The following is an 11029-nucleotide window of genomic DNA, read 5'->3' on the forward strand; positions in this document are numbered from 1 at the left end:
AGCGGAGCGCGCGGAAGCGCGGGTCGGGGCGCGAAAGTGCGGGTCGGGGCGCGAAAGTGCGGGTCGGGGTGCGCGAATGTTGAGTTCAGGGTGTCTGAGCGTTCGACTCGCGAGGGCGACACGCCCAACACGCCCATAGCCGGGTGACACCAGCGCCGGGCGTGTGGGGCTGACGGCTGCTAGGAGCAGCGGGTGCCCTCGGCGGGCAGCGTGCCGGAGATCAGGTAGGCGTCCCCCGCCTCGTCCACGCACGTGTTGCCCTGCAGGTACACGGTGTGCTGCGTGCCCTCGAACGTCAGCAGCCGCCCGCCCAGCGCCCCGGCCAGCGACACGCCCGCCTGGTAGGGGGTGGCCGGGTCACCGGTGGTGGAGACGACCAGCACCGGCGGCAGCCCCTGCACCGACCCGACGCCCGGCGAGTTGGTCACCGGCACCGGCCAGAACGCGCACGGGTCCAGCGCCCCCACGGCGGGCCTGCCGTCGTCCAGGAACGGCGCGGCCTGCTTGTACCGGCGGGCCACCTCGTCCAGCACCGCGCGGTCGGTCACCCGCTCGTCGTCGACGCAGTTGATCGCCACGAAGGCGTCGGTCAGGGTCGAGTACCGCCCCTGGCCGTCCCGGTCGTAGTAGGCGTCGGCCAGGGTCAGCAGGGTCTCGCCGTTGTTGTCGCGCAGCTCGTTCAACCCGGTGTTCAGCGCCTGCCACAGCTGGGAGGAGTACAGCGCCTGGATCGCGGCGGTGATGGCGTCGCTGTAGGACAGCTTGCGGTCGCCCACCTCCACCGGCCGCTCGGCCAGCGGCAGGGTCAGCTCGCGGAACGCGGTGTTCGGGTCGCCGGAGCCCAGGGCGCAGTCCTGGCGCTGCCCGCACCAGGCGGCGAACTCGGTGAACGCCTTCTGGAACCCCGCGCCCTGCGCGACCAGGCTCTCCACCTGGTTCTGCACCGGGTCGACCGCGCCGTCCAGCAGCAGCGCCCGGACGTTGCCGGGGAACTTCTCCGCGTACTCGGCGCCGATGTGCGTGCCGTAGGAGTAGCCGAGGTAGGTCAGCTTCTCGTCGCCCAGCACGGACCGCATCACGTCCAGGTCCTGCACCACTTCGCGGGTGCCGATGGCGGCCAGCAGCTCCACGCCGGTGCTCGCGGCGCACTTGTCGGCGAAGACCTTGTTCTCCCGCTCGGTCTCCGCGATGCCCTGCGGGGAGGTGTCGAGGTCGACGTCCAGCCGCTCGGCGTCGCGGTCGGCGTCGCTGAGGCAGCGCACCCTGGGCTCGCTGGAGCCGACCCCGCGCGGGTCGAACCCGACCAGGTCGAACCGCTCGCCCAGCTCGCCTCCCCGGACGCCGGGGGCCAGCTGCGCGGCGGTGGACATGCCGGACACGCCGGGGCCGCCGGGGTTGAGCAGCAGGGAGCCGATGCGCTCGCCCGAGGCGGGCTGCCGCAGCAGGCCGACCTTGATCGTGCGGCCGTCGGGCTTGCCGTAGTCCAGCGGCACCTCCAGCCGGGTGCACTCCAGGTTCTTCTTGCCCCGGTAGAGCCGCTGGGTGGTCTCGTTGGTGGCGTAGGGCTCGCAGTCCTCCCACGCCAGCTGCTGCCCGTAGAAGCGCTCCAGCCCGGACGGCACCGCGCCCGCGGGCCCGCGCTGCTCCAGCGTGGTGCCCGCGCGCGGCTCGCCCGTCACGAGGGTCGTGCACGAGGCCAGCAGCGGCAGGGCGAGGGCGAGCAGCAGTGAACGGCGCACGGGTCGATCGTAGGTGTGACTGCCAGGCCACAACTTCCACCACGCGCGGCCGGAGTGGGAGAAGATGGCCGCATGCCTCAGCTCCGACTCGCCCTTGCCCAGGTCAACGCCTGTGTCGGCGACCTGGCCGGCAACGCTGAACTCGTCGTGCGGTGGACCCGCAAGGCCGTCGAGGCCGGGGCGCACCTGGCCGTGTTCCCCGAGATGGTGCTCACCGGCTACCCGGTCGAGGACCTGGCGCTGCGCGAGTCGTTCGCGCAGGCGTCCAAGGAGGCGCTCGACGGGCTGGCCGCGCGCTTGGCCGAGGAGGGCTGCGGCGACATCGCGGTGTTCGTCGGCTACCTCGACCGCGACGCGGGCGGGGTGCGCAACGCGGCGGCGGTGCTGCACGGCGGGCAGGTCGTGGCCCGGCAGTTCAAGCACCACCTGCCCAACTACGGCGTGTTCGACGAGCGCCGCTACTTCGCCTCCGGTGACTCGCTGGACGTCGTGCGCGTGCACGGCGTCGAGGTCGGCATGGTGATCTGCGAGGACCTGTGGCAGGACGGCGGCCCGATCGCCGCGCTCGGCGAGGCGGGCGTCGACCTGGTGGTCTCGCCCAACGCCTCGCCCTACGAGCGCAAGAAGGACGACGCCCGGCTGGCGCTGGTGACCCGGCGGGCGGCCGAGGCGAAGGCCCCGCTGGCCTACGTCAACCTCATCGGCGGCCAGGACGAGCTGGTCTTCGACGGCGACTCGATGGTGGTGACCGCGGACGGCGCGCTGGTGACCCGCGCGCCGCAGTTCGTGGAACACCTGGTGGTGCTGGACCTGGACCTGCCCGGTGGCGCGGCGCGCGCCGAGGGCGTGGTCGGCGAGTTCACCGTGCACCGCCGGACGCTGTCGGAGCGGCCGCTGCCGCGCTACGAGCCGCTGCCCGTCCCGCAGCCCGCCGAGCCGCTGCCCGACGAGGCCGAGGTGTGGTACGCGCTGGTCACGGGCCTGCGCGACTACGTGCACAAGAACGGTTTCCGCTCGGTGGTGCTGGGTCTGTCCGGCGGTATCGACTCGGCGGTGGTCGCGGCGCTGGCGGTGGACGCGCTGGGCGCGGACGCCGTGCACGGCGTGTCGATGCCGTCGAACTACTCGTCGGAGCACTCCAAGTCCGACGCCGCCGACCTGGCGCAGCGCACCGGCCTGCACTACTCGGTGCAGCCGATCGCGGACATGGTGGGGGTGTTCGTCGACCAGCTGGGGCTGACCGGTCTGGCCGAGGAGAACGTGCAGGCCCGCTGCCGCGGCGTGACCCTGATGGGGCTGTCCAACCAGCACGGCCACCTGGTGCTGGCCACCGGCAACAAGACCGAGCTGGCGGTGGGCTACTCCACCATCTACGGCGACGCGGTCGGCGGGTTCGCGCCGATCAAGGACGTGCTCAAGACCCTGGTGTGGGACCTGGCGCGGTGGCGCAACGCGGAGGCGGAGAAGCTGGGCGAGCTGCCGCCGATCCCGGAGAACTCGATCACCAAGCCGCCGTCGGCGGAGCTGCGGCCGGGCCAGGTGGACACCGACTCGCTGCCCGACTACGAGCTGCTGGACTCGGTGCTCGACGACTACGTCGAGGGCGACAAGGGCTACCGGGACCTGATCGCCATGGGCTTCACCCACGAGCTGGTGGACAAGGTGCTGCGGATGGTCGACCGGGCCGAGTACAAGCGGCGCCAGTACCCGCCGGGCACGAAGATCACCTTCAAGGCGTTCGGCCGGGACCGCCGCCTGCCGATCACGAGCGGGTGGCGCGAGGGCTGACCTGCGGGGGGAGGCCGACCCGGCCGGGCAGCAGCAGCGCTGCCGCCGCGCCGAGACCGCAGATCGCCGCGGTGATCAGGAAGATCTCGTGGTACTCGGTCAGCAGCGCGGCGGACAGCGCCTCCCGGTAGGCCGCCGCCTGCCGCTGGAACTCCTCCGGGGAGACCCCGAACGGCAGCGGCGTGGCCAGGTCGGCGGTCAGCTCCCGGAACCGGTGCAGGCCCCACGCGGACAGCCCGGCCACGCCGACCAGCATCCCGGTCATCCGCGCCACCACCACGGCCGCCGAGGCCACGCCGTGCTGCTCGGCGGGCACCACCCGCAGCACGGCCGCGGACACCGGCGCGATGACCAGCCCCAGGCCGAACCCGGCCACCGCCAGGTCGCGGTCCACCACGGAGGCCGCCACGTCGGCGGGCCACCGGGCGATCAGCAGGTACGCGCCCGCCGCGACGAGCAGGCCCCCGGCGGTGATCCACCGGTCGCCCCAGCGGGCGGCGACCCACCCGCCCAGCACGGCCCCGACGGGCAGCGCGACCAGGAACCGGGTCAGCATCCGCGCCGCCGCCGCGGAGTCGTGCCCGAGCAGCGTCTGCGCGAACAGCTCCACGTCCACCAGCGTCACCATCAGCGCCGCGCCCGCCGCCAGCGACACCCCCAGCGAGGCCAGGAACGGCCGCATCGCCACGCCCGAGGTGTCCAGCAGCCGCACCGGCGCCCGCCGCTCCCACACCACGAACCCGGCGAACGCCAGCGCCGACGCGGCCAGCACCGGCCACCCCCACGGCGGCAGCACGGCGTGCTCCGGGTCGGGGTTGTACAGGCCCACCACCAGCAGCCCCAGCGCCAGCGCCAGCAGCGCCCCGCCGGGGTAGTCGATCCGCACCCGCCGCCCGCCGCCGCCGGGCACGGTCGCCTGCACCACCGCCGCGGCGACCGCGGCCAGCGGCAGGTTCACCCAGAACACCCACCGCCAGCTCTGCGGCTCCAGCGACTCGAACACCGACCAGGCGTTGAACAGCGCCGCCACCCCGACGCCGTACAGCGTGCCCAGCACGCTGCCCAGCTCCTGGGCCGCGCCGACCACGCCCAGCGCCCCGGCCCGCCGCCGCGGGTCCCACAGGTCGGCCACCAGCGCCATGGTCACCGGCAGCAGCGCGCCGCCCGCCACGCCCTGCACCACCCGCCCGGCCACCAGCAGCGGCAGGTCGCCCGCCAGCGCGGTCACCGCCGACCCGGCGGCGAAGCCGAGCAGGCACAGGTGCAGCACCCAGCGCCGCCCGAACCGGTCCGACAGCTGCCCCAGCAGCGGCATCCCGGCCACGTAGCCGAGCAGGTACCCGGTCACCACGGGGGTGGCGCGCTCCAGGTGGTTCACCGGGATGCCCAGGTCGCGCACCATGTCGATGAGCACGCCGACCACCACGTAGGCGTCCAGCGCCCCGAGCAGCACCGCGACGGCGCCCGCGCCGATCGCCAGGCGACGGGAGCTCACGCGGGCGGCGCCACGTCGACGGGCTTGTTGAACTCGGCCAGGTCGATGGCGACCTTCGCACCACTCGGCAGCGTGAAAACAGCACCCGAGAGCTTGTCGTCCTTCACCGAGAAGCGTGACGCCACGTCGGCGTCGATCCCCGGCACCAGGCCCGCCACGACATCACGCGGAACGGTGGCCTCGACCACGTTCACCCCGTCCTCGGCGCTGACCGTCCTGGCGTCCTTCGCGCTGGCCAGCACCTTGGCCACGCCGCGCTCGGGGTCCAGGATCGCGGTCGGGTCGTAGACCTGGCCCGCCAGCGCGGCGGGCAGCTTGGTGAACCCGCCGGTGGGCCCCTTGAAGTACAGGTCCGAGTCGACCAGCACGTACTCCACCTCGATGAGCTGGCCGAACTGCTCGACCTTGGCCCGCCCCTCGGACCGGCCCTGGGCGTCCAGGTCGCCCTCGGCGTCCTTGACCGCCACGTCGGGCAGCTCGCCCTCGACCTTGATGCGGAAGTGCGTGCTGGTCACCGAGCGCATCGCGGTGGAGGACTTCTCCAGCACCTCCGGCCCGGCGGGCAGGTCCTGCGACGACGAGGAGCAACCCGCGGCTAGCGCGAGCAGGAGCGACCCGATCAGGGCACCGCGTGGGGACATGCGGCGATCCTAGGACGGCGGGCCCGCGCGGGAGCGGCGAACAGGTCAAGGGCGAGTCGGCCACACGTTGTTCACCGGTCTTCCCTAGGCTGCGACCCATGAACCGCCAGCAGGAGTTCGTGCTCCGCACCCTCGAGGAACGCGACATCCGGTTCGTCCGGCTCTGGTTCACCGACGTCCTGGGCTTCCTGAAGTCCGTGGCGGTGGCCCCCGCCGAGCTCGAAGGCGCCTTCAACGAGGGCATCGGCTTCGACGGCTCGGCCATCGAGGGCTTCTCCCGCGTCTACGAGTCGGACATGGTCGCCCGCCCCGACCCGGCGACCTTCCAGGTGCTGCCGTGGCGCACCCCCGACCAGAACCACTACTCCGCGCGCATGTTCTGCGACATCGCGATGCCCGACGGCTCCCCGTCGTGGGCCGACCCGCGCCACGTGCTGCGCCGCACCCTGGCCAGGGCCAGCGAGGCCGGGTTCACCTGCTACGTGCACCCGGAGATGGAGTTCTTCCTGCTCAAGGGGCTGCCCGCGGACGGGAGCGAGCCGATCCCGGCGGACAACGGCGGTTTCTTCGACCAGACCAGCCACGAGATGGCCACGCACTTCCGCAGGCTGGCCATCGAGTCGCTGGAGGCGATGGGCATCTCGGTGGAGTTCAGCCACCACGAGGGCGCGCCCGGCCAGCAGGAGATCGACCTGCGCTACGCCGACGCGCTGACCATGGCCGACAACGTGATGACCTTCCGGTACCTGATCAAGGAGGTCGCGATCACCCAGGGGGTGCGCGCCTCGTTCATGCCCAAGCCGTTCACCGACCAGCCCGGCTCGGGGATGCACACGCACGTGAGCCTGTTCGAGGGCGACCGCAACGCCTTCTACGACGCGGAGGACCCCTACCAGCTCTCCGACATCGGCAAGGCGTTCGTCGCGGGCCTGCTCAAGCACGCGCGGGAGATCTCCGGCGTGACCAACCAGTGGGTCAACTCCTACAAGCGGCTGATCGTCGGCGGCGAGGCGCCCACCGCGGTGTGCTGGGGCCACGCCAACCGCTCGGCGCTGGTGCGGGTGCCGATGTACTCGCCGGGCAAGTCCTCCTCGCGCCGGGTGGAGATCCGCACGCTGGACTCGGCGTGCAACCCGTACCTGGCGTTCGCGGTGATCCTGGCCGCGGGCCTGAAGGGCGTGGAGAAGGGCTACGAGCTGCCGCCCGCCGCCGAGGACGACGTGTGGTCGCTGACCGACCGCGAACGCCGCGCGGCCGGGTACGACAACCTGCCGCAGAACCTGGGGGAGGCGCTGACCGAGATGGAGAACTCCGAGCTGCTGCCCGAGGTGCTCGGCGAGCACGTCTACGACTTCTTCCTGCGCAACAAGCGCACGGAGTGGGACGCCTACCGCCGCAGCGTCACGCCCTACGAGCTGCGCACGCTGCTGCCGGTCCTGTGAGTCGGCGAACCGTGCGCGTGGTCCACACCGAGCACTCCGAAAAGCTAGGTTTGCAGACCGTGACCGAGGTGCCCGCGAACCCGGAGACCCGCCCCGCCCTCATCGGCTGCACGGTGGCCACCGCCGCCGAGCTGCCCGCCGTGAAGGTGCTCTCCAGCTCCTTCCTGGCCCACCACCCGGAGGCGCGGTTCCTCGCCCTGGTGGTCGACGCCGCGCCGGAGAACTCCGGGCCGGGCCTGGTCACCCCCGCCGACCTGGGCGTCGGCGAGGAGGAGCTGGCCGTGCTGGCCACCGGCTGCACCGCCGAGCAGCTGTGCGACGTGCTGCGGCCCAAGCTGCTGGAGCAGCTGCTGGGCCAGGGCCTGCCGGTGCTCTACCTGGACCCGTGGGTGCAGGTGCTGGGCTCGCTGACCGAGCCGGTGCTGGACGCGACCCGGCGCGGGCCGCTGGTGCTGCTGCCCCGCTCGCTGCGCCCGCTGCCCGACGACGGCCTGCGCCCCACCCCGTCGGAGCTGCTGCGCACCGGCGTGTTCGACCCCGGCTTCCTGGCCGTCGCGCCCGGCGCGGAGCCGTTCCTGCGCACCCTGGGCGAGCAGCTGCGGCGCACCCCGGACGCCACCAAGGCCGTGCTGGACATGGCCCCGGCGCTGGTCAGCCTGCACGTGCTGCGGGACGCCACGGTCGGCCTGTCGGCGTGGAACGCGGGCCAGCGCGCCCTGCACCGGCTGGAGGACGGCACGCTGACCGTGCTGGGCGAGCCGTTGCGCACGGTGCACTTCGCGGGGTTCGACCCGCAGCGGCCGTGGCTGCTGTCGGCCCGGTTCGCCGACCGGCCCAGGGTGCTGCTGTCGGAGCACCCGCTGCTGGCCGAGCTGTGCACCGCCTACCGGGCCGAGCTGGTCCGCTGCGGGCACACCCCCCAGCCGGTGCCCTACGGCTTCGGCAGGCTCGCCGACGGCACCCCGATCCCGGACGAGCTGCGCGCCGACTACCGCGCCGCGGCCCGCGACCAGTCCTCGTGGGGCGCGTTCGGCGCGGCCCCGGCGCAGGGCGAGCAGCCGCACGTGCCGCCGCCCGCGTTCGGCCCGGACCGCGGCGCGGGCTTCTTGGCCTGGGCCTGCGAGCCCGCCCCCAAGCTGCCGGGCAGCACCCGCTGGGCGGCCGCCCTGTGGCGCTCGGACGAGGCGCTGCGCGCCCAGTTCCCCGACCCGTTCGGCGCGGACAGCGCCGCGTTCCGCGACTGGTGCGCGACGGTGGCCGTGGCGGGCGGCAGGCTGCCCGTGCCCGCGGTGCCCGGCCCGTGCGCCGAGGCCCCGGCGCTGCTGGACCAGCTCGGCGTGTCCGTGCTCGGCGAGGGCGAGGTGGCCGACCTGCTGCGGGCCGCCGCCCGCGCGTCCGGACTGCCCACCGCCGACGGCGTCGGCTACCCGGTCGTGCTGCGGGTGGACTCCGCCGAGCCGGTGCCCGCCGACCGGTTCCTGGTCGACTTCGTGGTCGACGGCGGCGGCCCCGCGCGTGAGGCCACCGAGGTGTGGGTGCCCTCCGACGCCACCCGCGCCGCCGCCGAGCGCCCCGGCGGACCGGTCGTGCGGGTGCTCCCGCTGCCGGTGCCGGAAGCCGAGATCGCCCTCCCGGAAGACCACGAAGGGGTGATCTTCGGGGCGTTCGCCGACCACGCCGCGGACCGCGAGGGCAACGTCCTCGGCGCGGTCTCGGCGTTCCTGGCCGCCTTCCCCGACCGCGCGGACGTGCGGCTGCGGATCACCGTGACCGGCGCGGCCGAGCACCCCGAGGCCGCCGAGCGGCTGCGCCTGGCCACCGCCGCCGACCCGCGCGTCGAGCTGGCCGAGGACTTCCGACCGGTCGACTGCGTGATCTCGCTGCACCGCGGCGGCGCGTGCGACCGGGTCGCGCTGCGCCTGGCGGGCGTGGTCGCCGCGGGCATTCCGGTGCTGACCTCCGACCACGGCGCGGTGGCCGAGCTGTTCGACAAGTCCTCGGTGGTGTTCGTGCCGTGCCGCCAGGGCGTCGAACCGGACGTGCAGGCCGCGGTGAAGCTGCTCCGCGCGCTGGTCGACGACCTGGGCACGGCGGTGGCGATCGGCGCCAAGGGCCGGGAGCACCTGCGCGCCACGCGGTCGGTGGCCAAGGTCGGGGAGCTGCTGCGCGAGCGCGTCGAGCACGCCTACCGGGGTTGGCGCGCGCGCCGCGCCGCGGCCAAGCCCACGCCGCCCGCCGACCCGATGAAGGCGCTGCACTCCGCCAAGCACGCGCTGCTGCGCGAGCCCGACGTGGGCGTGGCCAGCCGCATCCCGATGGCTCCCCAGCTGCGCAAGGTGGTCCTGCGCGTGCTGGACCACTACGACAACCACATGCGCGACGTGCTCGGCACCCTGGTCGACGGGGTCGAGCGCACCGTCGCCGACCTGGTCACCCGGCAGGACGAGCTGAGCACCGGCATCGGCCTTGGCGAGCTGGAGGTGCTGCGCAACGAGGTCGAGCACCACGCCGAGCGCCAGGGCCAGCTGGCCGACCAGGTGCTCGGCCTGGACGACGGCGTGGTGCGGGTCCGCGCGGACATGGCCGGGCAGGGCAAGCGGCTGCGCGAGATCGAGGACGCGCTGGTCGCCGAGGCGGCCAAGCGCGCCAAGCAGGGCGACGCGCTGGCCCAGCGGATCGACAAGCTCGCGGTCGCGCTGGAGCGCACCCTGGACCGGATCGACTCGCTGGAGTCCAAGGTCGTCGACGTGCTGCGGGAGCGCGACAGCAGGCTGGACGCGGGCCTGCGCGCCGCCAACCAGGCCCAGCTGACCGCCGACGCGCTGCGCCGCGTGGTGGTGCGCGAGCACGAGCGGCACTCCGACTCCGCGCCCGACGTGCGCAGCTCCCTGGTGCTCACCGACGTGGGCCTGCTGCGGCTGCCCTCCGACGACGCCTTCATGCTGCCGCTGCTGTCCAGCAACGGGGTGTGGGAGCCGGAGCTGTCGGAGCTGGTCGACTCCCTGGTGGACCCGGAGGGGATCTTCGTCGACATCGGCGCCTACGTGGGCTACCACGCGGTGCGGATGCTGAGCAGGCTCGGCACCAGCGGCGCGGTCGTGGCGGTCGAGCCCTCGCCCGCCGCGCGCGAGCTGCTGCGGCACAACGTCGGCGTCAACCTGCCCGAGCGGATCGCCGAGCGGCTGGTGCTGGTCGACGCCGCGGCCTGGGAGAGCGCGGGCGAGCTGGTGGCGCAGCCCGCGCTGACCGGCGGCGTGTCCGTCGCGCCGGTGCCCGACGACGCGCCGGAGGGCGTGCTGCGGGTGCGCTCGACGCGGCTGGACAAGGAGCTGGAGGACATGCCCGCGCTGCAGGGCATGAAGCTGTCCGTGGTGCGGGTCGACGCACCGGGCCGCGGCCACCGCGCGCTGGCCGGGCTGGTGCGGCTGCTGCGCCGGGACCGGCCGCACGTGCTGCTGGAGTTCTCCGCCTCGGCCACCGAGGGCTTCGGCGACGACCCGGTGACGGTGCTCAAGGAGTTCCGCGTCTGGGGCTACGACCTGGTGCCGGTGGCCACCCGCGAGCCCGCGTCGCCGGAGCAGATCGTGGCGGCGATGGAGGGGATGCGCAGCACCACCCTGTGGCTGCGCCCGCGTCCGATCCAGGCCAAGACCCCCGGCCCGCAGGTGTCCGTGCCCCTCCGCCACCCCGCTGACCAGGCGATTTGACTTGGCTGAAGGTCACGAGTAACTTTCTCCAAGTCGCCAGCGACACCCCCGGAACGAGCGGTTGACACCGCGAAGCGGGCCGGGTAGAGTAGTTCGGCGTCAAACCAACCAGAACTGAACAAGCGGGCTTCGTGCGCCCCGGACCTGGAAACAGACCGGATTTGACACGCGAAATACCGCTCGGATAGCTTCTGGACACAAGCAAAACTGAATGCGA

General features: G+C 73.6%; 6 protein-coding genes. 3 read left to right on the top strand and 3 right to left on the bottom strand.

Features of this window, described 5'->3' with window-relative positions; all coding sequences use genetic code 11:
- Window positions 1-179: 179 nt before the first annotated feature.
- Window positions 180-1739, bottom strand: coding sequence for an alpha/beta hydrolase (locus IEZ00_RS18845; protein ID WP_189224576.1), 1560 nt, complete (start codon window positions 1737-1739; stop codon window positions 180-182).
- A 72-nt stretch (window positions 1740-1811) separates the two neighbouring features.
- On the opposite strand from IEZ00_RS18845, the gene IEZ00_RS18850 reads away from it, so the two are divergent.
- Window positions 1812-3527: an NAD+ synthase gene (locus tag IEZ00_RS18850; protein WP_189224577.1), complete on the top strand. Its 1716-nt coding sequence runs from the start codon at window positions 1812-1814 to the stop codon at window positions 3525-3527.
- Here the strand turns inward: IEZ00_RS18850 and IEZ00_RS18855 are convergent.
- On the bottom strand, window positions 3502-5022 hold the full coding sequence (locus IEZ00_RS18855) for an MFS transporter (RefSeq protein WP_189224578.1): 1521 nt from the start codon (window positions 5020-5022) through the stop codon (window positions 3502-3504). The two genes, IEZ00_RS18850 and IEZ00_RS18855, sit on opposite strands and share 26 nt — an antisense overlap.
- Window positions 5019-5663 (bottom strand): LppX_LprAFG lipoprotein, encoded by a 645-nt coding sequence (locus IEZ00_RS18860; protein ID WP_189224579.1) that lies wholly within the window; start codon window positions 5661-5663, stop codon window positions 5019-5021. The genes IEZ00_RS18855 and IEZ00_RS18860 overlap by 4 nt, the downstream gene beginning before the upstream one ends.
- A gap of 98 nt (window positions 5664-5761) precedes the next feature.
- On the opposite strand from IEZ00_RS18860, the gene glnA reads away from it, so the two are divergent.
- Complete coding sequence (gene glnA / locus IEZ00_RS18865; RefSeq protein ID WP_189224580.1) at window positions 5762-7105, top strand: type I glutamate--ammonia ligase; 1344 nt, start codon at window positions 5762-5764, stop codon at window positions 7103-7105.
- 59 nt (window positions 7106-7164) lie between these two features.
- Complete coding sequence (locus tag IEZ00_RS18870; protein WP_189224581.1) at window positions 7165-10812, top strand: FkbM family methyltransferase; 3648 nt, start codon at window positions 7165-7167, stop codon at window positions 10810-10812.
- Window positions 10813-11029: the final 217 nt, after the last annotated feature.

Source organism: Saccharothrix coeruleofusca (assembly GCF_014648515.1).
GTDB classification, from domain to species: domain Bacteria; phylum Actinomycetota; class Actinomycetes; order Mycobacteriales; family Pseudonocardiaceae; genus Actinosynnema; species Actinosynnema coeruleofuscum.